The sequence below is a fragment of the Pseudomonas sp. R1-7 genome (genome assembly GCF_051132105.1).
In the GTDB taxonomy this organism is placed as follows: Bacteria; Pseudomonadota; Gammaproteobacteria; order Pseudomonadales; family Pseudomonadaceae; genus Aquipseudomonas.
In genome coordinates this window covers 1,891,822-1,914,545 of the sequence record NZ_CP071661.1, presented here as the reverse complement: position 1 = coordinate 1,914,545, position 22,724 = coordinate 1,891,822, and the positions used below count along the sequence as shown (strand labels likewise).

General features: G+C 59.5%; 24 protein-coding genes, 1 tRNA gene and 1 pseudogene. 11 read left to right on the top strand and 15 right to left on the bottom strand.

The features are described from left to right. Positions 1-153 precede the first annotated feature (153 nt). Together J3P79_RS08665 and J3P79_RS08660 are read left to right on the top strand one after the other, a co-directional pair. A complete protein-coding gene (locus J3P79_RS08665) occupies positions 154-897 on the top strand; it encodes a phosphoadenylyl-sulfate reductase (protein WP_039593713.1) in 744 nt (247 codons plus the stop codon). Positions 898-992: 95 nt separating this feature from the next. After that, positions 993-1,721, top strand: coding sequence for an aspartate/glutamate racemase family protein (locus J3P79_RS08660; RefSeq protein ID WP_434609705.1), 729 nt, complete (start codon positions 993-995; stop codon positions 1,719-1,721). Positions 1,722-1,796: 75 nt separating this feature from the next. Here J3P79_RS08660 and J3P79_RS08655 read toward each other — a convergent pair whose 3' ends face one another. Continuing rightward, on the bottom strand, positions 1,797-2,720 hold the full coding sequence (locus J3P79_RS08655; protein WP_434609704.1) for a LysR family transcriptional regulator: 924 nt from the start codon (positions 2,718-2,720) through the stop codon (positions 1,797-1,799). Between the two features lie 120 nt (positions 2,721-2,840). On the opposite strand from J3P79_RS08655, the gene J3P79_RS08650 reads away from it, so the two are divergent. After that, the gene (locus tag J3P79_RS08650; protein WP_434611408.1) at positions 2,841-3,593 is read left to right on the top strand and encodes a 3-oxoacyl-ACP reductase family protein; all 753 of its coding nucleotides are present in this window, start codon (positions 2,841-2,843) and stop codon (positions 3,591-3,593) included. A 39-nt stretch (positions 3,594-3,632) separates the two neighbouring features. Here J3P79_RS08650 and J3P79_RS08645 read toward each other — a convergent pair whose 3' ends face one another. Beyond that, positions 3,633-4,328, bottom strand: a complete 696-nt coding sequence (locus J3P79_RS08645; protein WP_434609702.1) for an HAD-IA family hydrolase — start codon at positions 4,326-4,328, stop codon at positions 3,633-3,635. 112 nt (positions 4,329-4,440) lie between these two features. Here J3P79_RS08645 and J3P79_RS08640 point away from each other — a divergent pair, with 112 nt between their 5' ends. Further along, positions 4,441-4,929 carry a hypothetical protein gene (locus J3P79_RS08640; protein ID WP_434609701.1) on the top strand — a complete coding sequence of 163 codons (489 nt, stop codon included), beginning with the start codon at positions 4,441-4,443 and terminating at the stop codon, positions 4,927-4,929. Between the two features lie 62 nt (positions 4,930-4,991). Here the strand turns inward: J3P79_RS08640 and J3P79_RS08635 are convergent, their stop codons facing one another. The 5 genes from J3P79_RS08635 to J3P79_RS08615 form a co-directional block, all read right to left on the bottom strand. After that, positions 4,992-5,195, bottom strand: coding sequence for a hypothetical protein (locus J3P79_RS08635; RefSeq protein ID WP_434609699.1), 204 nt, complete (start codon positions 5,193-5,195; stop codon positions 4,992-4,994). 39 nt (positions 5,196-5,234) lie between these two features. Continuing rightward, positions 5,235-5,408: a hypothetical protein gene (locus tag J3P79_RS08630; RefSeq protein WP_196304790.1), complete on the bottom strand. Its 174-nt coding sequence runs from the start codon at positions 5,406-5,408 to the stop codon at positions 5,235-5,237. 121 nt (positions 5,409-5,529) lie between these two features. Then, the gene (locus tag J3P79_RS08625; RefSeq protein WP_434609697.1) at positions 5,530-5,940 is read right to left on the bottom strand and encodes a glycine zipper domain-containing protein; all 411 of its coding nucleotides are present in this window, start codon (positions 5,938-5,940) and stop codon (positions 5,530-5,532) included. 659 nt (positions 5,941-6,599) lie between these two features. After that, positions 6,600-8,789 (bottom strand): response regulator, encoded by a 2,190-nt coding sequence (locus J3P79_RS08620; protein ID WP_434609695.1) that lies wholly within the window; start codon positions 8,787-8,789, stop codon positions 6,600-6,602. A 289-nt stretch (positions 8,790-9,078) separates the two neighbouring features. Continuing rightward, positions 9,079-10,251, bottom strand: a complete 1,173-nt coding sequence (locus J3P79_RS08615) for a zinc-dependent alcohol dehydrogenase (RefSeq protein ID WP_434609693.1) — start codon at positions 10,249-10,251, stop codon at positions 9,079-9,081. A gap of 243 nt (positions 10,252-10,494) precedes the next feature. Here J3P79_RS08615 and J3P79_RS08610 point away from each other — a divergent pair, with 243 nt between their 5' ends. Together J3P79_RS08610 and J3P79_RS08605 are read left to right on the top strand one after the other, a co-directional pair. Then, on the top strand, positions 10,495-11,181 hold the full coding sequence (locus J3P79_RS08610; RefSeq protein ID WP_434609691.1) for an HD domain-containing protein: 687 nt from the start codon (positions 10,495-10,497) through the stop codon (positions 11,179-11,181). Between the two features lie 18 nt (positions 11,182-11,199). After that, complete coding sequence (locus J3P79_RS08605) at positions 11,200-11,394, top strand: hypothetical protein (protein WP_434609689.1); 195 nt, start codon at positions 11,200-11,202, stop codon at positions 11,392-11,394. Here the strand turns inward: J3P79_RS08605 and J3P79_RS08600 are convergent. Together J3P79_RS08600 and J3P79_RS08595 are read right to left on the bottom strand one after the other, a co-directional pair. Further along, the gene (locus J3P79_RS08600; protein ID WP_434609687.1) at positions 11,381-11,536 is read right to left on the bottom strand and encodes a hypothetical protein; all 156 of its coding nucleotides are present in this window, start codon (positions 11,534-11,536) and stop codon (positions 11,381-11,383) included. The two genes, J3P79_RS08605 and J3P79_RS08600, sit on opposite strands and share 14 nt — an antisense overlap. A 54-nt stretch (positions 11,537-11,590) precedes the next feature. Further along, complete coding sequence (locus J3P79_RS08595; RefSeq protein ID WP_434609685.1) at positions 11,591-12,079, bottom strand: GNAT family N-acetyltransferase; 489 nt, start codon at positions 12,077-12,079, stop codon at positions 11,591-11,593. A gap of 87 nt (positions 12,080-12,166) precedes the next feature. Between J3P79_RS08595 and J3P79_RS08590 the strand changes: the two are divergent. Continuing rightward, a pseudogene (locus J3P79_RS08590) lies at positions 12,167-12,278 on the top strand (nucleotidyltransferase family protein); the annotation flags it as partial. 172 nt (positions 12,279-12,450) lie between these two features. Beyond that, positions 12,451-13,428 carry a DMT family transporter gene (locus J3P79_RS08585; protein ID WP_434609682.1) on the top strand — a complete coding sequence of 326 codons (978 nt, stop codon included), beginning with the start codon at positions 12,451-12,453 and terminating at the stop codon, positions 13,426-13,428. On the opposite strand, the gene J3P79_RS08580 is transcribed toward J3P79_RS08585, so the two are convergent. The 3 genes from J3P79_RS08580 to J3P79_RS08570 form a co-directional block, all read right to left on the bottom strand. Beyond that, positions 13,400-13,882 (bottom strand): nuclear transport factor 2 family protein, encoded by a 483-nt coding sequence (locus J3P79_RS08580; RefSeq protein WP_434611405.1) that lies wholly within the window; start codon positions 13,880-13,882, stop codon positions 13,400-13,402. The genes J3P79_RS08585 and J3P79_RS08580 overlap by 29 nt on opposite strands. A 152-nt stretch (positions 13,883-14,034) precedes the next feature. After that, positions 14,035-15,057 (bottom strand): UV DNA damage repair endonuclease UvsE, encoded by a 1,023-nt coding sequence (uvsE, locus tag J3P79_RS08575; RefSeq protein WP_434609680.1) that lies wholly within the window; start codon positions 15,055-15,057, stop codon positions 14,035-14,037. 233 nt (positions 15,058-15,290) lie between these two features. Next, positions 15,291-15,380: transfer RNA gene (locus J3P79_RS08570), tRNA-Ser, on the bottom strand. A 307-nt stretch (positions 15,381-15,687) separates the two neighbouring features. Here J3P79_RS08570 and J3P79_RS08565 point away from each other — a divergent pair. From J3P79_RS08565 to J3P79_RS08555, 3 genes are all read left to right on the top strand, one after another. Next, positions 15,688-16,377 carry a crotonase/enoyl-CoA hydratase family protein gene (locus tag J3P79_RS08565; protein ID WP_434609678.1) on the top strand — a complete coding sequence of 230 codons (690 nt, stop codon included), beginning with the start codon at positions 15,688-15,690 and terminating at the stop codon, positions 16,375-16,377. 187 nt (positions 16,378-16,564) lie between these two features. Further along, positions 16,565-17,287: a 1-acylglycerol-3-phosphate O-acyltransferase gene (locus J3P79_RS08560; protein WP_434609676.1), complete on the top strand. Its 723-nt coding sequence runs from the start codon at positions 16,565-16,567 to the stop codon at positions 17,285-17,287. A 136-nt stretch (positions 17,288-17,423) separates the two neighbouring features. Then, positions 17,424-18,395: a magnesium and cobalt transport protein CorA gene (locus J3P79_RS08555; RefSeq protein WP_434609675.1), complete on the top strand. Its 972-nt coding sequence runs from the start codon at positions 17,424-17,426 to the stop codon at positions 18,393-18,395. On the opposite strand, the gene J3P79_RS08550 is transcribed toward J3P79_RS08555, so the two are convergent. The 3 genes from J3P79_RS08550 to J3P79_RS08540 all read right to left on the bottom strand — a co-directional run bounded on the left by J3P79_RS08550 (position 18,373) and on the right by J3P79_RS08540 (position 22,565). After that, positions 18,373-19,104: an amidotransferase gene (locus J3P79_RS08550; protein WP_434609673.1), complete on the bottom strand. Its 732-nt coding sequence runs from the start codon at positions 19,102-19,104 to the stop codon at positions 18,373-18,375. The two genes, J3P79_RS08555 and J3P79_RS08550, sit on opposite strands and share 23 nt — an antisense overlap. Before the next feature lie 85 nt (positions 19,105-19,189). Continuing rightward, on the bottom strand, positions 19,190-21,334 hold the full coding sequence (locus J3P79_RS08545) for a 3-hydroxyacyl-CoA dehydrogenase NAD-binding domain-containing protein (RefSeq protein WP_434609671.1): 2,145 nt from the start codon (positions 21,332-21,334) through the stop codon (positions 19,190-19,192). 25 nt (positions 21,335-21,359) lie between these two features. Continuing rightward, complete coding sequence (locus J3P79_RS08540) at positions 21,360-22,565, bottom strand: acetyl-CoA C-acetyltransferase (protein WP_434609669.1); 1,206 nt, start codon at positions 22,563-22,565, stop codon at positions 21,360-21,362. Positions 22,566-22,724 lie beyond the last annotated feature (159 nt).

The following is a 22,724-nucleotide window of genomic DNA, read 5'->3' as shown; positions in this document are numbered from 1 at the left end:
ATGTTTATCGGTTGAGCGAATAAAAGGCTTGCCGACTCTAGCCATTCGTCGAAGCACGCGCAACGCACAGGGACGCGCCAGCCCCGGCTCCTTTTGTTAACATCAGCCCCATATAGAGCGCCCAGCGCCACCGACCTGTAGGAAACCGCCCTGATGAGCCCATCGTTTGACGTCGTGGAACTCGCCACGACCTATGCCAACAAGTCCCCCCAGGACATCCTCAAACTGGCCTTCGCCGAATTCGGCGATGACCTGTGGATATCCTTCAGCGGCGCCGAAGACGTGGTGCTGGTGGACATGGCATGGAAACTGAACAAGAACGTCAAGGTTTTCAGCCTCGACACCGGCCGCCTGCACCCGGAGACCTATCGCTTCATCGACCAGGTGCGCGAACACTACAAGATCGACATCGAATTGATCTCGCCCGACCATACGAAACTGGACCCCTTCGTGAAGGAAAAAGGCCTGTTCAGCTTCTACAAGGACGGCCACGGCGAGTGCTGCGGCATTCGCAAGATCGAGCCATTGCGACGCAAACTGACTGACGTTCGTGCCTGGGCCACCGGGCAGCGCCGCGACCAGAGCCCGGGTACCCGCAGCCAGGTGGCGGTATTGGAAATCGACACGGCGTTCTCCACGCCGGAGCGCACGCTGTACAAATTCAACCCTCTGTCACAGATGACCAGCGAAGAAGTCTGGGGTTATATCCGCATGCTCGAGCTGCCTTATAACAGCTTGCATGAGCGCGGCTTCATCAGCATCGGCTGCGAACCGTGCACCCGCCCGGTCCTGCCGAACCAACATGAGCGCGAAGGCCGCTGGTGGTGGGAAGAAGCCACGCAAAAAGAATGCGGGCTGCATGCCGGCAACATCATCGCCAAATCCAAGACTGTTTGATCGTCCCGGCGTTGTAGCGGTTCGTTACGCAGCGCGACGTCCACTACGGGGACGTCCGCGCAGAATCCTTGTTAAAGCGACAGGAAGGACCCTTCATGCGAATTCTCATCGTCAACGTCAATACCACCGAATCCATCACCCGGGCCATTGCTCGACAGGCCCAAGCCGTCGCCGCGCCGGGCACAGAGATCATCGGACTCACGCCGCATTTCGGTGCCGATTCCATCGAAGGCAATTTCGAAAGCTACCTGGCAGCCATTGCCGTGATGGATCGGGTAATGTCCTACGATCAGCCATTCGATGCGGTGATCCAGGCGGGTTACGGCGAGCATGGTCGCGAAGGCTTGCAGGAATTGCTCGACGTGCCGGTGGTGGACATCACTGACGCTGGCGCCAGCACCGCGATGTTCCTGGGCCATGCCTATTCGGTGGTCACGACGCTGGATCGCACCGTGCCGCTGATCGAAGACCGTCTCAAACTCTCCGGCCTGTTCGACCGTTGCGCCTCGGTTCGGGCCAGCGGCCTGGCGGTATTGGAGCTTGAGCAGGACCCGCAACGGGCGGTTGAAGCCATCGTGCAGCAAGCCGAACTGGCGGTCAGGCAGGACAAAGCGGAAGTGATCTGCCTGGGTTGCGGCGGCATGGCCGGGCTCGATGAGCAGATCCGCCAGCGCACCGGCGTACCGGTGGTCGACGGCGTAGCGGCCGCGGTGACGATTGCCGAAGCGCTGGTCCGGCTGGGGCTGTCCACCTCGAAAGTGCGCACCTATGCGACGCCTCGGCCGAAGAACATCGTTGGCTGGCCGGGGCGGTTTGGGCGGTGAGTTTCCAGCGTTAGACCGCTTCGCGCCCATCGCGAGCTTGCTCGCGATGACAGCCAACTCGGTCCGGAGCCTGGCTCAAACGGCACTGAACCGTTCGGCCAACCCCTGCTCGGCAAACTGTTCGATGATGAAATCCACAAAGGCCCGGGTCTTGCCTGGCAGCAATTTGTGCTCGGCGTAATAGATCGAAATGTTACCGTCATCAACGTACCAGTCCGGTAATACCCGTTGCACTGCGCCGCTGTGCAGGAAGGGACCGGCTATCGGCATACTGACCAGACCGATGCCCAACCCCTGCGCTGCGGCGGCACAATCGGCCTCGGAGTCACTCATGGTCATGTCTGGCTTAAGCATGAGCGGGCTATGCTGTTGGTTCCGGCTGGTCAATTGCCAGGAGCGGACCCGCCCGGTTTGTGGCGAGCGGATCAAGATGCCGCGATGTTGCGCCAGATCCTCAGGCTCGACTATCCCGGGATGTTTCCGCAAGTAGTCGCCGGACGCAACCAACACCCGGTGGGCCACGGCAAGTTTTCGTGCGACGACGCCTTGAGGCAGTTCAAACCCACCACCGATGGCCGCATCGAAGCCTTGGCTGATCAGGTCTACCTGGCGGTTATCAAAATGCCAGTCCGGGCTAATGGCCGGATAGCGCCGCAGAAATTCTCCCAACAACGGCACGACGTACAACCGCCCAAACGCCGTGCCCATGCTCACCTTCAGAGTGCCGGCGGGCTGGCCACCGGCGCTGGCGAGGTTGGCGACGGCGTTCTGGATCGTAGCGAAACTGCTGCCCACTTCCCGCAGGAAAAGCTGGCCGGCTTCTGTCAACGTCAGGCTTCGAGTGCTGCGCTGGAACAGCCGCACCCCCAGGCGCGCTTCCAGCTTTGCCACGCTTTTGCCGACTGCCGCGGGCGTCAGACCCAAGCGACGAGCAGCCTCGGCAAAGCTGCCGACTTCGGCGCTGCGAACAAAACATTCGATACTGCTGAAACTCTCCATGACGCCCACTATAAACTTTTGGTTTACACAGACTATAACAATGTGGGTCTACACAGCAGGTCGCCCAGTCTCGATACTCGCCCCATCACCGCGGCATCTCGCCCGGCACCTTTGGAGAACATCAACATGAGCACGCAGGCACTGAGCGGAAAAGTCGCATTGATCCAAGGCGGTTCCCGCGGCATCGGCGCCGCTATCGTCAAGCGCCTGGCGGCGGAAGGTGCGGCAGTAGCCTTCACCTACGTCAGCTCCGCCGCCAAGTCCGAAGCACTGCAAGACAGCATCACTTCAGCCGGTGGCAAAGCCCTGGCGATCAAGGCCGACAGCGCCGACGCCGAGGCCATCCGCAACGCGGTGTCGGCTACAGTCGAAGCCTTCGGCCGGCTGGATATCCTGGTGAACAATGCCGGCGTGCTGGCGATGGCGCCGCTGGACGAGTTCAAGCTGGAAGATTTCGACCAGACCCTGGCCATCAACGTGCGCAGCGTATTCGTCGCCACCCAGGCCGCTGCGCGACACATGAGCGAAGGTGGACGCGTCATCAACATCGGCAGCACCAACGCCGATCGCATGCCCTTCGCCGGCGGCGCCACGTATGCCATGAGCAAGTCCGCACTGGTGGGCCTGACCAAAGGCCTGGCGCGGGACCTCGGCCCACGGGGAATCACCGTCAACAATGTGCAGCCCGGCCCGGTGGACACCGACATGAACCCGGCCGATGGCGACTTCGCCTCCAGCCTGATAGACCTGATGGCAGTGGGTCGCTATGGCACGGTAGAGGAAATCGCCAGCTTCGTTGCCTACCTTGCGGGCCCGGAAGCGGCCTACATCACCGGGGCCAGCCTGACCATCGACGGTGGTTTCGGCGCCTGACCCAAGCCAAGCCGCAGGGCTGTCCAGCAGCCCTTTACCTCAAGCCCACTCCAGTTCCGGCAAACCACACAGGCTTGGCTGGAACAGTTTGAGCGAACGGATGATCGCGTCGGCGTGGGCGTACTTTTCGTCGGCCATGGCCGAGTCCGGGATAGCGATGGCAGTCATGCCCGCCGCTTTCGCCGCCGTGACACCGAACGGCGAGTCCTCGAACACCAGGCAATCGCGAGGCTCGACGCCCAGGCGTCGGGCCGCGGTGAGGAAGATATCCGGCGCCGGTTTTGCCGCACCGACTTCCGGGTCATCTGCCGTCACGATGCAGTCGAACAACGCGAACCAATCCCGATGCAGGGTGGTTTTCAACTCGAACGACTGGCGCGCCGAACTCGTCCCCACCGCAATCGGAACGTCGTGAGCCTTGAGATGCCGCACCAGTTCTTCAGCGCCAGGCATTCCCAGGGCGTGGGGAAAACGCTCGCGCATCAAGGGTTCGCGAATGGTCAGGAATTCTTGAGGGGTAATCGGCAATTCCAGCGCCTGGACAACGTAATTGGCCAGGTCCGTGGCGCCGCGCCCGATGATGTTCTGCTTGACGCTCCAGTCGAACGTACGCCCGTAGCGCTCGGCGATGATGGAGGTGACCTCGGTATAGATGCCTTCGGTGTCCAGCAGCAAGCCATCCATGTCGAAAATCACGGCCTTGATCGGGCCAAACTTTTTCAGCGGTGCATTCATCGCATCTGATCCGTTATCAACACAAAATTCCAGGGATGGCTCAGGTGCGCCCGGCGCAGCGTGTTCGCCTTAAAGGATTCAGCAGAATAGCGAGGCGCGCTCGGTTCCGGCAATGGGAAATTTTCGTGACGATGGCGAGGGATTGGCTGCTGCAAGCCCCCCCTCGCCACCTCTGGATTGGATGATCAGCGGTCGGTTGGTGCGTCAACCGCCGGAACTCCCTGAACCGGAGCCCGATCCGCCGCCGCTTGAGCTGCCGCTGCCGCTGCCGCCGCTGCTACCGGTTCCACTGCCGGCACCGGAACCGCCACCCATCGTGCTGCCACCGCTGGTGGAACCACTGCCGGTTCCCGGACTGGTGCTGCTGCCGCTGGCATCACCGCCGTTGCCTCCTCCGACGGAGCCGGGTGGCAAGGCGTTGCCGGTAGTCTCGGTGGTGGATCCGGCGTCCATCTGGGTCGAGGGTGGCATGCCTCCCTTGTCCACGGGCGCGTTATCCGAAGACTGTGCTAGAGCTGCCATTGAACTGGCAGAAAGAACTCCAGCGAGTGCCAGGGCCGTCAGGTTTGCCTTCATCATGGTCAATCTCCTTTTCAGATGATTACCTGATGTCTGGCAACCCTGGCGCGCCGATGGTGCCGCAAAAGCGACGGGCGGAAGTGATCAGCTGGGCTTGCCCGAAGCGTCGTCACCGGCAATATCCGGGTCGTCCGGAGCCGCCTCGACATCCGGGTCGTCGCTTGGCACCTGCTCGACGCCGCTGTCTTCATCATCAGGTGGCCGCTGATCGCGGCTCAGCGGGTCGGTCGGTGAGCGTAGCGGGTATTCCGGCGTTTCATCGTCGGGAACAGGTGTATCGGCAGTCATTTCAACCTCCTGGTAGCGCAGTTATCGGAGCAAGAGGGCTCAGTCGTAGGATTCGTCCTCAAGCTCGGCATCTTCATCCTCGATCAAGGGAACCTGGGCATCATCCATCAGGGAGCCGGGGTCTTCGTTACCCGGATCGTTGACGCCAGGATCATTGATGAAGGGAACACCCGACGGGCCTTTTTCTTCCTTGCCTTCGGTTTCCGGCGTCATGGCAGACCTCACAATCGCAAGTGAATGTATGAATTCGAGGCGATGGGAACGCAAACGTTCCGGCCAGATGCCAATAAGAAAAAACCGGCGCCAGGCCGGTTTTTCCTAATGCGTGCATCACTCAGCGATGCTTTTTCTTGTGTTTGTGCTTCTTGCCGCTCGAATGGCCATCATTATCGTTGGAAAGATTGCTGCCCAACGCACCGCCGGCAGCACCGCCGATACCCGCGCCGATGGTGGATCCTGTCGATCCTCCCAAACGGTTGCCGACGATCGAACCGCCCGCCGAACCCAGGCCACCACCGATGGCTGCTTCCGTACGGCTGCCCTTGCGAGCCCCCACCGCACTGCCGGCCGCACCGCCGACGCCCGCGCCAATCGCGGCGCCCGTGCTGCCGCCCATCTGCTGGCCGACCACATTACCCAGCACACCGCCGAGACCACCGCCGACCGCAGCAGTACCGTCGCCAGCGGCCATCGCGCCCTGAGCGAGCACAAGCCCAAGCACCAAGGTGGACAAAGTCAAACGCATGATAAAAAACCTCAAGAATGCCGCATCGGGGAAAAAGGGCCGGCGCGCGCGGGCGCGAGTGTACGCCAAACCGCAACAGCCATGACGGTTGGACCACAAACAGGGAGGTAGTTTTATGACAGGCAAAAAAAAGCCCGCTGGGGAAACGGGCAGGTACTGCTTTCTAACGGATGAGCTCAGACTACGTGGCCGAGTGTGAAAGAAACGTGAAAGCAATTGTCTGTAGGAAAAAAATAAAAAACACTTAGGAAACGTCCTGTTCTTACAAACCGATGTGCGAAAAAAAGCCCCATTCGGTGACGGGGCTGCGCTGACGATTATTTCCTGATGGGTATACGGGGCAGGAACTTGGCTTTTTCCCCTCGCTGCACTTTGGGTACTTTCGTCCTGATGGACTTGATGGGCTCGTCGCCAAAATCTGATCGATAAGCCGACTGACCACACTGTAAACCTTCGTTGACCGGATACGCGGCGCCATTTTCCTCGCTGTATGGTGCTCCCATCGCATTTCCCCTTTCGACGAGGCCGATACCGGCAACAACCGATTGCCTGGAAATATCGACCTTCACGCCAATGAGACTAGCCGGTCATCAACAGACTGCATGTCCGCCAACAGCCCAGGCTGACGAACGGAACCCACTGTTTCAAAAAAGAAACACTTAATCCGCACCCAGTATGGTCCGGCTCAGCACCCTGGAAACCTGATCCGCGGAATAAGGTTTGGACAAGAATTCGAAACCCTCATGTCCGCTGCGGGCCAGCTCCTCGCTGTAGCCAGACGTCAGCACCACAGGCAAATCCGGGCGACGCTTGCGCAATTCCCTGGCCAGGGCAATGCCGCTGATGCCGGGCATTACGACGTCGGAAAATACCGCGTCGAACCGCGCCGCATCCGGGCCAATCATTTCGAGCGCCTGCTCGGCGTTGGTCGCCCATGCCGTTTCGTACCCCAGGTCTTGCAAGATCTGATTGGCAAAACGGCCCACTTCAAGATTGTCCTCCACGACCAATACCCGACGCTGGCCTTTTTCCAGGACCAAATGCGCGGTTTCCTCCCGTCCGGGCGCCTGTACTTCCTCAGGCTCGACTTCCGGAAGATACAGCGTGAATACCGTGCCCTTCCCGACGACAGTAGACACATCGACGTTGCCACCTGACTGCTTGGCAAAACCAAACACCTGTGACAACCCCAGCCCTGTTCCTTTACCCACCTCCTTGGTGGTGAAGAACGGCTCGAAGATGTGCTCGAGTATGTCCGGAGTGATTCCCGTGCCGGTGTCTTCAAGAGCGATGGCGGCGAAGGCTTGCCCCGCCCCGGCATGGCCCCGGATCGGCGGCATGCTGTGGCCGCAATCAAGCCTCAACCAGAGCGTTCCCTGACCGTTCATGGCATCCCGGGCGTTCAAGGCCATGTTGATCAGCGCTGTTTCGAACTGGCTCAGGTCTGCGCGGATGTAGCAAGGCCGGTCGCACAGCTGGACCTTGACGTGGATGCGAGCCCCGGTCACGGTTTCCAGCATGTCCCCCAGGCTCTGCACTTGCTTGCCCACGTCGATGATTTCCGGCTTTAACGGCTGGCGCCGCGCAAACGCGAGCAACTGGCTGGTCAGCTTCGAAGCCCGTTCTACCGTATCGGAAACCGCTGTCATGTAGCGCTGCCGTCGCTCATTGGACAGATTGGGCATCCGCAGGAAGTCGACCGAAGAGCGGATGATCGTCAGCAAATTATTGAAATCATGGGCGACACCACCGGTGAGCTGACCGATGGCCTCGAGCTTTTGCGACTGGCGAAGCGCAGCTTCGGTCTGTTTTAGCCGCGTGGTGCGCTCCTCTACCCGCTGCTCCAGGGTCGCGTTCAGCTCGGCCAGGGCCGCCAGGCCTTCACGCACCGCAACGTCCGCACGGGCACGCTCGATGTGAGCCCAGCATCGCTCGGTGACCTCCAACAGCAACGTGAGGTCGTTGGGGGACCAGATTCTCGGCGTTTTGTCGTGGATCGCCATCAGGGCGGTCAAGCGACCGTCCTTGATCAACGGAACGCAGATAGTGGCCGCGATCCCTATCGACTGGAACGCGGCCGCTTCCTCAGGCGCCAGCTCCGCCAGGTTGTCGTTGATCACCAATGGCTTGCCGGCCCGCAGGTTGGTGACCGCCAGCCGGCCGAAATCCGCCAGATGGTAGTGTCCGATAATACTGGGCGAGCCAGCTCTGGCCCAATCACCACGAATCGTGAAGCCATCTTCGTCCTCATCCATATCCGCATAGGCGCAATTGGACAGGTTGAGGTGCGCCGCGAGGATGCGCGCAGTGGTCGCCATGATGGCTTGCGGGTCCGTGGCATTTGCCACGGCGCTGCCAATCGCATCCAGCACCGCCAGGCGTTGGGTCATGAGTACTGTGGAAGTCGTCTCGGTGACCGTGTCCACCATGCCCACGACCTTGCCGAACTGATCCCGGATGGGGCTGTAGCAAAACGTGAAATAGGCTTGCTCGGGCCCGCCACCGCGTTCGATGACCAGCGGAAAGTTTTCGATATAGGTCGCTTGCCCATCGAACGCCGCTTCCACGATCGGTCCGATATCGCTCCAGGCCTCTCGCCAGACCTCGTTGAACGGCCGCCCCAACGCCTCGGGCTTGCTGCCAAGAATGGGCGCAAACGCGTCGTTGTATAACGTGATCAAGTCCGGTCCCCACACAATTGCCTGGGGAAAGTGCGAGGCCAAGCTCAGCGCCACTGTCGTCTTCAGTACATCGGGCCACTGTTCAGGCAGCCCCAGCGGCGTGCGTTCCCAATCATGGCTTCGCACCCGTTCAGCCATTTCTCCATAGCTCTGGAGCCAATCTGTCATGCGTTCGATCCTTCTCAGCCGCCAAAAACAATGGAGGGGGAGCGCTTGTGACCTCAAGCCGAGGCATATTATCCAGAGCTTAGTGGGAAAGCGCGATTGGATTGTGGGAAGTGTCGGGCTGCAAATGGGCAGTAATTGGAAATAATGGGTGGAAGGATTACGGCAATTTCCTACATGTCATAGGGAATAGCCCTGACGTAGGCGAGGGTCATGCCGAATCGTGGCGAGGGAGCTTGCTCCCTCGCCACGGGTTCAGCATTTTCTCGGGGGCAACGTGGGAGCGGAGGGTTCAAGGCTTGAGCACGACCTTCACGCAGCCGTCTTTCTTGTCGCGGAAGGTGTTGTACATTTCCGGACCATCCTCAAGGCTCACGGTATGGGTGATGACGAAGCTCGGGTCGATCTGTCCTTCCTGGATGCGCTGGAGCAGGTCGTCGGTCCATCGGTTCACGTGGGTCTGCCCCATCTTGAAAGTCAGGCCCTTGTTCATGGCGGCGCCGAACGGGATCTTGTCGATCAAGCCGCCATACACACCGGGGATGGACAGGGTGCCAGCGGGGCGGCACACGTACATCATTTCCCGCAACACGTGGGGGCGGTCGGATTCCAGCATCACCGCTTGCTTGACCCGATCGTAGATGGAGTCGAACGAACGAGTCGCATGGGATTCCATGCCTACCGCGTCGATGCATTTCTCTGGCCCCTTGCCCCCCGTCAGCTCGGCCAAGCGGTCCAGGACACTTTCGTCATCAAAGTTGATGGGGATGGCGCCCCCGGCCTTGGCCATCTCCAGCCGCTCGGGCACGTTATCGATGCAAACCACCTGCCTGGCTCCCAGGATCACCGCGCTGCGCACGGTAAACTGTCCCACCGGGCCAGCACCCCAGATGGCCACGGTGTCGGTTGGCTGGATATCGCATTGCACGGCCGCCTGCCAGCCGGTGGGAAAGATGTCCCCGAGAAAGAGTACCTGCTCATCGGTGAGGCCGTCCGGGATGACGACGGGGGTGAAGTCCGCGTAAGGCACCCGCACGTATTCGGCTTGACCGCCAGGATAGCCGCCGGTCAGGTGCGTGTAGCCAAATAGCCCTGCTGTGGTGTGGCCGAAGGCCTTGTCGGCCAGGTCCTTGTTGCGGTTGCTGCGTTCACAGACCGAGAAGTTACCCCGGCGGCATTGATCGCATTCACCGCAGCAAATCGTAAAGGGCACCACCACGCGATCGCCGATTTTCAGTTTTTTGTTGGCCGATCCCACCTCCACCACTTCACCCATGAACTCATGGCCCATGATGTCGCCATGCTTCATGCCGGGCATGAAGCCGTCATACAGGTGTAGGTCCGAGCCGCAAATAGCGCACGAGGTCACCTTGATAATGGCGTCCCGTGGGTGTTCTATCGTGGGATCGGGCAGATGGTCATCACAGCGGATATCTTTTTTACCATGCCAGCGCAACGCTTTCATTTTGGTATACCTCCTGGTCAGAGTCGGTGCGCTTGCCATGAAAACCTTATGCGCACCTACTGATGTTTTCGGTTGGAGGAAAACCCGACTAGTTCAAAACTTGTCTGCGCGCATCGGTAGGACGCGATAGGCGGTTGTGCCGATACTCGGTTGAAAGCACCCTGTACATGGATTCGCCAGGATGTATCTGGGTCCAAGCTTGTTGGTGTCGCCTTTTTTCATTTTCGATGCGCAGGAGGAACGATGACGGGTTCGCCAGAAGGGAGTGGTTTATTCCCAGCCGACACACACGGCGACGTCGAGGTGGCTGATGGCACAGGTTTCGCCGCATGGGCCCGCGTCTGGGCGGAGCTGGGCGTTGAATATGCGTCACAACAGACGTACGAGACACTCATCCGACACTACAGCGAGCCGCATCGCGCTTACCACAACCTCCAGCATTTGAAGGAGTGCCTTGAGGTGCGCCGATGCGTCAACGCTGCCTGCCAAGCCCCCGCCGAAGTCGACCTCGCGCTATGGTTCCATGATGCGATCTACGACCCTCTGCGCAGCGACAACGAGCTGCGCAGTGCGCAATGGCTGGACGACGTGGCACGTGATGGCGGCTTGGGCGATGAAACGCGACGCAGGCTTTACGACCTCGTCATGGTGACGCGACACGACGGCGCCCCGGCGTCGACAGACGAAGCGGTGCTGGTGGACACGGATCTGGCGATCCTTGGGGCATCGTTCGAGCGATTCGAGGAATACGATCAGCAAATTCGCAGCGAGTATCAGTTTGTTCCACTGCCTGTATACCGCCAAAAGCGCCGTCAGATTCTTGAAGGCTTCCTGTCACGCGGGCGCATTTATACGACCGCAGCGTACTTCGAAGCATTCGAACAGCAGGCACGCGCCAATCTTGCACGTGCCATTGGCCGTCTCGACTGAAATGCCAGGACCGAAAAAATGGATTACATTTTTGATTTCCTGATCAACACGTTGGCACATCGGATTGGCGTTTTCATCCTTCGCCTACTCAGTGGTGGCCGCTTCAAGGGAGAGAGCGGTTTTGCCTGGGGTTGGGCGGTTGTCGTCGGCGGCTTTGTGATGCTCGCACTTCTCGCGATGCTCATAGCCTTGCTCATCTTTACCAGCGGGTGAGGTGATGAACATTGAGATCGGTCATGTGGTACGAATGGCTGATCCCAGGAAGCTCAAGGGATAGCGACCCGTACTGGTCGAGCGGGTGGGTGATGCCGCCAGCGTCGACCACCGTCTTGGCGATGTGTTCCAGCAACTCCAATGCCTATGAGCATTCCTTACTGGGACGACGTGATCAGGATAACGAAGTTCAGGCCTATGCTCGGCCCGTTTTACTGCGACGCATATGGATGAGTGCGGTTCTACGATGATCTGGAGAAACTCGTTCTTCGACAGCGAAAGGCAAAAAGCCCAACTTTGGATAAAGCAGCAAGCCAGCCGTGTTTTCATTGAAACACGATATCTGCACCTCACCGGCATCGTAGCGATCGAACGCCAGGGCCGTCATCGTTTCCACAAGAAAGGTTGCAACGCCTTTACCTCGTGCCTCTTGGGCGACGATGACATTACCGATACAGCAAACCCCACCGGTTTCGGCCCGATAGAAGTTAGCAAAACCAACGACACGGTTCCCGGCCTCGACGACCGTAGAATCGAATCGTTGAATAATAGCGCCAGAAAGCTGAGCTTCAGTCAGAGGGTATTGCGCTTTCGGGAACATATAAAACAGCTCCTGTGCATCCAGCGCAAAGCTACAGATGGTCTTGATGTCATCAGCCGTCACTGGCCTGCTTTTCAATATCATTGGGCGTCCCTGAGATCGTTTGCTTGGTATCTTAGCCCAGCTGATTTTGCTCAAGCGCCTGTCGGGGCGCCAGGACCGGATCGATTAGGTGTTCTTCGTATCAATCCAAAAGAATCCCCAGCCAGGCTTGTTCGATGAGAAGGCGAAGAGTTATCAGGCTCGCTGGCCTTGGCTCAGGATCTTGGAAAACAACGAATAACTTTCCGATCAACCCGTGGCGTCAAAGCTGAAATCCAAATCTGCTCAGCCGAAGTTCATCGTCTCCAATCACATCGTTTCACGACCTACACTGGAGGCGCTCACTACATTGAACCGCATAGCGATGATGAAATCGACGTTCATTGGTGGTGTATCGGAGAATCTGCCTGACAGTGAAAACGCCCTCAAACCTCATCGCCGGCCTGGCCCTCGCAATCGTCGCGACACTGAGCTGGGCGTTGAATTTCATCGCGCCCTACGTCACCGGTGCCTACTCGATCCATGACCTGTTGATCGTGAGGTTCCTGATTGCCGGAGCCCTGGGCCTGGGTGTCGTGTTGCTCTACCGGGCCCAGCTTCGGCGCCTGCGTCGTAATCAAGTGCTTCTCGCCGCAAGCCTGGGTGTGATCGGCTACCTCGGCTATAGCGCGTGCATCGCCGCCGGCATCATTTTCGGCGGGCCGGTGCTGACCCCGGCCTTCATTGGAATGGTGCCAGTGTTGCTGGCGCTGCTGGGCAATGCCACGTCCAAGACCCTCCAGTGGCGCAAACTGGCGATCCCACTGGTGTTCCTGACGGTTGGACTTCTGCTGTCGAATCTCGGCGCGCTCCATCAACCCGTTGCAGGCGGCGGATCGTGGTTGATGGGATTATTGTTTTCAATCGGAGCCGTGATCTTGTGGCTCGCATTCAGTTGGTTGAACCAGCGCGCCTTGCTCACGCTGCCAGCCCACGCGTCTGGCGCGTGGACCGGCCTCATGATGACTGGCGCCGGCCTAGGCACCTTGTGCTTGTTACCGGTGGTACAAGCGCTCGACCTGCTCAAACTGCCGAGCCTGGGTTTCAGCGTTTCCGTTGCGGGGCATTTATATCTCTGGGGTTTCGTGATCGCGTTGATGTCATCCTTTGTCGGCGCCTGGGCCTGGAACGCCGCGTCCCGGCGTTTGCCCATGGTGCTTTCAGGGCAATTGATCGCCCTGGAGTCGCTGTTCGCGACGCTGCTTGGCTTGTGGTTTCAAGGCCGGCTGCCGACGCTTCTGGAAACGTCGGGGCTTGCGGCTGTGCTGGTTGGGGTGGTCATGGGGGTGCGGATCATCCTGACGACGCGGGATCCTGTAAAAGTTATTGCGCTGGCGTCACCCGACGCATGAGCTCATCCAGGACATAAGTATCCAACAATGCCGTCACTTGTATGATCTGCCCGTCCTTTAGTGTCATGTGCCACATATAAGTATTGTTATAGGGCTTGTGATCAAGTGCTGTGGCTGTGCCACGCCAGAGAACAACCACGACGTCGTTCTCAGCGATGATGCTTTGCACCGTTGGGACAATCGGCGTAGCCAACCGAGCAGTGATCGGGCGCACGGCTCGGGCCAGCTCAGCCTTGCTGGTGTAGACACCGGACACGGGGCTTGTCCCAGCCACCGTCCATTTCGCATCGGGCGCCAGCAGGTCGAAAACCGTGCCTTTGCCCTGCTGCCAATTCGCAAAAGCCTGGCGAACCAGATCCGTATTAGTGTCTTGAACGCTTTCCGAAGCCCAGCCGCTGCCAGCTGAGAATATGAAAGACAGTGCGAGCATTTGGGCTTGCCAAGCCAAACTCATCCACCTGGTCATGATGTTCTCCCACAGCAATTAAGTTGAGACGTTCTTTCAAGAAAACCTTAACGGCCCATGAGAAAAGGTCTTTGCTCGATACTGCTGTGGGGTTGCCTGATGCTGTCTGGTGCTGGGCTAGCCCGTATTTTGTCATTCGATTAACGCCGGACAACGTCCTCATAAAACCCCTGCGCTGCCACGTTCTTGTCCTTGGCCTCCAACATTATGTCGAACCGGTCCAGAAACCTGAGGGCGTACTGGTTCGTCCAGCGATTCCACATTTGCGCGCTGTGGCCGTATAGGTCTCGCTTGGACACCACCTTCAACAACGCTTCCATCTCAAGCTTATCGTCTGCATCGAAACCCAACTCCTGCAGTCGCTCCGGTGGTTGCGAGTAATGCATGGTGGGCCGTACGCCACGCCAACTTTCGATGATACGATCGACTCGTGGGGAATCCGGCGCGATGTAATCGTTCTCGTTGATCCAACAGTGATGGATATCCAGCACGACGGGCGCCAGATCGGCGAGTTGCAGGCAGTCATCCACGCCGTAGGTCTTTTCATCGTTCTCGAAGGTGATGCAATTGCGCGCCACCTCTGACAACCGCGGCCAGACCGAACGTATCCCCTCGCCCCCTAGCCGCCCGGCGATGTGCACATTGCATTTGAAATCCTGGAAGCGCCGACCAAAGCCCATCATTCGGATCATGTCGGCGTGGTATTCGAACTCGGCGAGGCTGTTCTCCACCACCGGCGGCTTATCCGAACCCAACACGCAATATTGGCCAGGATGAAAGGACAGCCGGATATCCGCTGAACGCGCCAGCGCACCAATCGCGCCGAAGCGTTTTTCCAGTTGGCTTTGAATGGCAGGGTCCTGATAGAACGCGCTCACTTTCGGATGACTGTAGAACGGCAACAGATCGCTGCTCAGTCGAAGCATGCGCAGGGTCGGGGGCAGCTCGGCGACGTAGGCGATAAGGCGCAACTGCGCGTCGAGGTTGTGCGTGACGATTTCCAACAGCTTGTCGCGGGCGACCTGTGGAGAGACGCTGTCCATCCAGCGCAACGTAGTGGTGCGCGGATTGAAGGGGGCTTCGATCGTCTTAAGCGCAGCCGCCGGAAGGCCGCGATCAGGATGTCGGTATTGGCAGGCGAAGCCAATTCGGGGGTGGGTCATGGGAGGTCCTGGCCGTTGTCCGTGTTGGCGGTAGACATCCTGGGGAGCGAGTCGTCCTTTTTGATGGGTCCTTGAAACAGCTTTCCTGGAAACTGTTCGGGATCTTAGGCAGTACCACCAGAACCGAGGCGTGGCTGTTCCCAGATTGGTCCCATATCGCCTTTTTCCAGACACCAAAAACCACAAACCCCCGACTTTCTCTAGGAAAATCAGGGGTTTGTGTTTGTAGAATGTGGCGGTGAAGGAGAGATTCGAACTCTCGATACAGTTTCCTGTATACACACTTTCCAGGCGTGCTCCTTAAGCCACTCGGACACTTCACCGTATCTCGGCAAACTGTTCAGTCTGTCGAGGCGCGCTAATGTAGTCGAAAGGCTTTGCGATGGCAAAGGTTTTTTTCAGAATTTTCATGCGGTTAAGGCTGGCCAGCGTTTCAATCGGACCGGAGCATGGCAAACCGGCCAAACTCTGGCTTTGTCTGCGTACCGAAGAATAGAAGCGCGCGCGGCCTGAGGGGCGGGCAAGGCCGTTTGAGAGGGGCGAGGCTGACCGGTGAGTCAGTCACGGTGCTTTACCTGGCCTGCGACGGTGGGTAACGTCTGCTTTATCTTTCTTACAAGGAATAGCGTCATGAGCGACTTGATTGCCTACCATCTCGAAGACGGTATCGCGACCCTGACCTTGAACAACGGCAAGGTCAATGCCATTTCGCCTGATGTGATCGTCGCGTTTAATGCCGCGCTGGACCAGGCGGTGGCCGATCGCGCGGTGGTGATCATTACCGGGCAGCCGGGGATTCTGTCGGGCGGGTACGATTTGAAAGTGATGACCGCCGGCCCCAAGGAAGCGGTGAGCCTGGTGGCATCCGGTTCGACCCTGGCCCGTCGCCTGTTGTCCCACCCCTTCCCTGTCATTGTCGCTTGCCCTGGGCATGCCGTGGCCAAGGGTGCGTTCCTGTTGTTGTCGGCGGACTACCGCATTGGTGTCGAGGGACCGTTCACCATCGGTCTGAACGAAGTGCAGATTGGCATGACCATGCACCACGCGGGCATCGAGCTGGCCCGGGATCGGTTGCGCAAGTCGGCGTTCCACCGTTCGGTCATCAATGGTGAGATGTTCACCCCCCAGGGCGCCGTGGACGCGGGCTTCTTCGACAAAGTGGTGTCGCCGGATGAATTGCAGGCCGCGGCGCTGGAAGCGGCACGTCAGTTAAAGAAAATCAACATGACCGCCCATAAAAATACCAAGCTGAAGGTTCGCAAGGCGCTGCTGGATGCGTTGGACAGCGCGATATTGCTGGATCAGGAATACATGGGCTGAACCGTGGTTGAAGCAAGGTCTACGACACCTGCGGCTTGAGAATCGGCAACCGCTCTAAGCCGCTTGTTGCGCAGCGTTTCGAAACATCAGCTTAAACATCGTCTATCTCCTACCTCTATAGGGACAATTGCTGAAAACAGTGCACATCCGTACACTGCGCCACCTTTTGTCCCAATGGGCCTTGTTGATGTTGTTTGCACTGCGTATGTCGTTGATGGGCCTGCACTTTATCCTGGCGGGTGTGTTGGGTGTGATTCTCGGTGTTTGCCGGCCGTTCAATCCTGACAACAGCCGTTTATGCGCCAGGCTGTATGCAATCCCTGCGATGTGGATCTTGCGCCTGCGAGTCAAAGCCGAAGTCGACACGCTGATGAATAAGGCCCATAGCAGCGTGATCATCGCCAATCACCAATCCAACTACGATCTGTTTGTCTTTGGCAACGTGGTACCGCGTCGTACCGTGTGCATTGGCAAGAAGAGCCTGAAATGGGTGCCGCTGTTCGGTCAGTTGTTCTGGCTGGCGGGCAACGTGTTGATTGACCGCGGCAATGCGATCAAGGCCCGCAAGTCGATGCTGACCACCACCCACACCTTGCAGCACGAGGACACCTCCATCTGGGTGTTCCCGGAAGGCACGCGCAACCTGGGCGAGGAGTTGCTGCCATTCAAGAAAGGCGCGTTCCAGATGGCGATTGCGGCCGGGGTGCCGATCATCCCGGTGTGCGTCAGCACCTATATCAAGCATATGCAGCTTAATCGCTGGCGCAGTGGCGACATTCTCATACGCTCTCTGCCGGCAATTCCCACAACGGGCCTGAGCATGGATGACATGCCCCGCCTCATCGCCCAATGCCGCGAGCAGATGCGCGAGTGCATCGACACGATGGACCGGCAGTTGCAGATCGGCTGAACAGGAAACCCGCCCATACGGCGGGTTTTCTTTTGCGGCGAACTCAGCGGATTTTGCTGACTCTCAATCAGCGTGGCGCGCTAAGCTGGACGCTGCCTGCCACTGCCAAATTTCCAAGAAGAAGTGAACCATCATCATGGGTAGAGTTGTTGCTGCTGCGGTTTACAGCGCCGGGAAGAAAGTCACCAATATCACCCTCGACGAAGGCAGCGCCTGGGCTGCCAAGCCCGGACACTTCGTGTGGATCGGCCTCGAAGAGCCCAGCACCCTGGAGCTGACCAACCTGCAACGCCAGTTCAACCTGCATGAACTGGCGATTGAAGATGCGATGGAGAAGCACAGCCGCCCCAAGCTGGAAACCTTCGGTGATGCGCTGTTCATCGTCACGTATTCGCCAGTGCGCAAGGACGGCAAGCTGCAGTTCATCGAAACCCACATCTTCGCCGGCAAGGGCTACATCATTACCGCCCGCAACGGACATTCGGCGTCCTACGCCCATGTCCGCCAGCGTTGCGAGGCTCGTCCTATCCTGCTGGAGCACGGCGAGGATTTCGTTCTCTATGCAATTCTCGATTTCGTCATTGAAAACTACCAGCCGGTGGGGGAAGCCATTCATGCCGAGATCGACGAGCTGGAGCGCAACGTGTTGTGCAGCGCCCTGAATGAACGGGATATCCAGAACCTCCACAGCCTGCGCCGCGACGTGCTGCGCCTGCGTCGCTACGCAGCGCCCATGGTAGAGATCAGCGAAGAGCTGCAGCGCCTGGATTTCCCCTTCATCGACAAGAACATGAGCCCGTATTTCCGCGATGTGCAGATCCACGTCACGCGGCAGATGGAAGACTTGGCGACCCTGGCGGACATCGCCAGCCAGACCATTGAAATCGGCGTGCTGCTTGAAGCCTCACGCCAGAGCGTGGTGCAACGCAAGTTCGCCGCATGGGCGGCGATCCTGGCGTTTCCGACGGCGGTGGCCGGCATTTACGGGATGAACTTCGAGAATATGCCGGAGCTAACCTGGCACTACGGGTACTTCCTGGTGCTCGGGTTCATCGGGGTCGGATGTACCGCGCTGTGGGCAAGCTTCAAGCGGTCGGGGTGGTTATAGGCTTGTGGGCGACAAAGCGCATCATCCACTCGGCCACGGTGGTGCCGTGATGCTCTTGCTCGAGGCTCGCCACGCCCTGGCTGTAGATTTTTTCGCCGAGGTGTTGCTGGCGAATCTCCAACAAGGCGCGGGAATAATCGTGGATGAATTCCGGGTGGCCCTGGAAGCACAGGACCTGATCATTGATGTGATAGGCCGCGTACGGGCAGAAATCGCTCGAAGCAATGACGGTGGCGTTTTCCGGTAGTTCCGTGACCTGATCCTGATGGCTGATCAACAAGGTCAACTCCTCCATCACCGGGCTCATCCACGGGGCCTTGGCCGCGAGTTTGTAGCGATGGGTGCCCACCCCCCAGCCCTGGCTGGCGCGCTCGGTCTTGCCGCCCAGCAACAACGCCAGCAGTTGATGACCAAAGCAGACGCCCAGCAACTTGTCGCCACGTTGGTAGCGGTCCATGAGGTAGGTCTTGAGCGTCTGTATCCACGGATCGGTCCCAAAGGAATCCGCCTTGCTGCCGGTAACAAGGTAAGCGTCGAACTGCTCATCATCGCTTGGGTATTGCCCTTGTACCACGTTGTATACGACAAAGTCGGCCGCTACGGGCTGCTGCGAAAACAGGCGCTGGAACATCTGTCCGTAACCCTGATATTGGTCGACCAGTTCCGGACGCAGGATATCGGTTTCCAGAATGCAGATGCGTAGGGACATAAAAAATACCTGACACGATGATGGGAATATTGCACACCCCAGAGCCTGCCCTGAAACACCGTCCCAAGGCAAGCCCCATGCGCGGTCAGAACAGCGCCTGAGTGGCGGCCTTTTCCAGCAACAACGCGGGCGGGGCAAAACGCTCCCCATATTGTTCCGCCAAGTATTGGCTACGGGCGACAAACGCCTGCAGACCGTACTGGTTGATGAACTGCAAGGCCCCGCCTGTCCAGGCCGCGAATCCAATGCCGAAGATCGAGCCGATATTGGCATCCGCCGTCGACGTGACAACGCCCTCCTCGACGCAGCGGACGGTTTCCAAAGCCTGGATGAACAGCAGGCGATCCCGGATATCCTGGGCAGGAAGTTGCCCGGCAGATTTCTCGAAACGCTCCTTGAGCCCCGGCCAGAGGTATTTCTGCCCTTGGGCGGGGTACTCGTAAAAACCGGCCCCGGCCGTTTTACCCGGCCGCTTGTACTCTTCGAGCAGCAGGTCGATCACGGCGAATGCGGGGTGCTCGGTCAGTGTTTTCCCTTCTGTTCGCAAGTCTTTGGCGGCCTGCGAGCGGATATGGCTCATCAGGCTGAGGGAAACTTCGTCGCAGACAGCCAGCGGCCCGACTGGCATGCCGGCCTTGCGTGCCTCGGTTTCGATCATTGGTGCACTCACGCCCTCGCCGAGCATCGCGATACCTTCGTGGGTGAAGGTGCCAAACACTCGTGAAGTGAAAAAACCGCGACTGTCGTTCACGACGATCGGTGTCTTGTCGATTTGCCGGACAAAATCAAAGCTACGGGCGAGCGTCTCGTCGCTAGTACGGGCGCCCCGGATGATCTCGACCAAGGGCATCTTTTCCACCGGACTGAAGAAATGCAGGCCGATGAATTTGCCCTCGTCCGGCACCGCCCTCGCCAGGCCGGTAATGGGCAAGGTCGAGGTGTTGGAGGCGATAACCGCGTCCGGCCCGGCCACCGCCTGGGCTGCGGCCGTCACGCTGGCTTTGAGGGCGCGGTCTTCGAATACGGCTTCGATGATCAGGTCGCAACCGCCCAGATCCGCATCGCTGTCGCTCGGCTGGATCCGCGCCAACGTGGCGTCGCGCTGTTGCGCGGTGAGTTGGCCGCGGGCGACTTTCTTGTCCAGCAGTGCCGCAGCGCGCGCCCTGCCCTTCTGTGCTGCAGCCAGATCGACGTCCTTGAGCACCACGTCAATGCCTGCCCCCGCCGTGACATAGGCGATACCCGCGCCCATCATCCCGGCGCCGAGCACAGCGACTTTTTTTGTCAGAAAAGGCGCATAGCCCTGGGGGCGAGAGCCCCCAGCCTTGATCTCGTTGAGTTGGAACCAGAACGTGCCGATCAGGTTTTTCGCTACCTGTCCGGTCGCCAGCTCAGTGAAATAACGGGTTTCGATCAGCAGCGCCGCATCAAGGCTAACCTGCGCGCCTTCCACCGCGGCACAGAGGATCTTCTCCGGTGCCGGCAGGCAGCCCTGGGTCTTGTTCCGCAAGATCGAAGGCGCGATCGCCAGCATCTGCGCGACGGCCGGGTCGGACGGCGCGCCCCCGGGGATTCGATAGCCCTTCCTGTCCCACGGCTGGGCCACGCTCGGGTTGGCAAGGATCCATGCCCGGGCCTTGCCCAGCAGCTCGTCGCGATCGGCCGCCAGCTCATCGATCAGGCCGGCCTGCAACGCTTGTTGCGGACGGACCCTCGTGCCTTCGAGCAAATACGGCAACGCCTTTTCCAGCCCCAGCAAGCGCACCATCCGCACCACTCCGCCGCCGCCCGGCAACAGGCCAAGGGTGACTTCCGGCAGGCCGACCAGCACCGACGGGTGATCCAACGCCACCCGATGATGGCAAGCCAGGCAGATTTCCCAGCCACCGCCCAGGGCTGCACCGTTGATAGCGGCGACCACCGGTTTGCCGAGGGTCTCCAACGCGCGCAGTTGCGCCTTGATGTCAGACACAGTTTCGTAAAAGGCCTGGGCCTGGGATTTGTCGACCTGGACCAGCTCGTTCAGGTCGCCACCGGCAAAAAAGGTCTGCTTGGCGGATGTGATGATCACGCCGGCAATGGAGTCTTTCTCGGCGTTCAGGCGAGCAACGCAGGCGGCCATCGCCTCGCGATACACCGCGTTCATGGTGTTGGCGGCCTGCCCCGGCATGTCCAGGGTCAGCACGACGATCCGGTCCGGGCCGGTTTCGTAACGAATGGCATCGGTCATGAAATGTGTTCCTTGAAGTCGGGGCTCAGAGGCGTTCGATGACAGTGGCAATACCCATGCCGCCGCCAACACACAGCGTCGCCAGGCCATAGCGCAGGCGACGCGCCTCCAGTTCATCGAGCAGCGTGCCGAGGATTGCGCACCCGGTGGCGCCCAACGGATGGCCCATGGCGATCGAGCCGCCGTTGACGTTGACCCTGGCGGGATCAATGGCCATGTCCTTGATGAACTTGAGCACCACCGAGGCGAAGGCTTCGTTGACTTCGAACAGGTCGATGTCCTCGACCCGCAGCCCGGCTTTCGCCAAGGCCTTGCGGGTCGCCGGGGCAGGACCGGTGAGCATGATGGTCGGCTCCGTGCTGGTGACGGCGGTGGCGACAATCCGCGCCCGGGGTTGCAAGCCCAGCTCGTGGCCTTTGGCCTGGGAGCCGATGAGCATCAGCGCCGCGCCATCGACGATGCCCGAGCTGTTGCCCGGGGTGTGCACATGATTGATCCGCTCGACATGGCTGTAGACGCGTAGTGCCGTGGCGTCGAACCCCATTTGGCCCATCGCTTCGAAGCTTGGCCGCAGTTTGCCCAGGCCTTCGAGCGTCGAGTCGGCGCGGATGAATTCGTCGTGATCCAACAGCACGATGCCGTTCTGGTCCCGCACCGCCACCAGTGATTTATCGAACGAACCGTTCCCCCGCGCCCGCGCGGCTTTTTGCTGGGACTGCAACGCAAAGGCATCGACATCCTCGCGACTGAAACCCTCCAGGGTGGCGATCAAGTCCGCGCCGATGCCCTGGGGAACGAAGTGACCGTGCAGGTTGGACTGCGGGTCCAGCGCCCATGCGCCGCCGTCGCTGCCCATCGGCACCCGTGACATGGACTCGACGCCGCCCGCCACCACGAGGTCTTCGAAACCGGAGCGCACCTTCATCGCCGCCAGGTTCACCGCCTCCAGGCCCGAGGCGCAAAAGCGGTTGAGCTGCACGCCGGGCACGCTGACATCCCAGTCAGCCACCAGGGCCGCGGTCTTTGCAATGTCGGCACCCTGGTCGCCAATCGGCGTCACGCAGCCGAGCACGATGTCGTCTACCTGGCTAGTGTCCAGGCTGGTGCGTTGGCTCAACGCGGTCAACAGCCCGCTGACCAGGGTCACTGGCTTGACGGTGTGCAGGGCGCCATCAGATTTACCCTTGCCGCGAGGCGTGCGTAATGCGTCAAAAATCATCGCTTCGGTCATGACATCCTCAAGCCGCCATTGGCTAATCCAAAACATCTCCAACCTTAAGCCCAGCGGCCGCGGATGCAATGACCTCAAGGCTCAATGGCATTGACAGGCACGCTCAGACGAACGGTAGCGAGCTATCGGGTTAACCGTTTCAGGTAAGCAAGCTGTCTA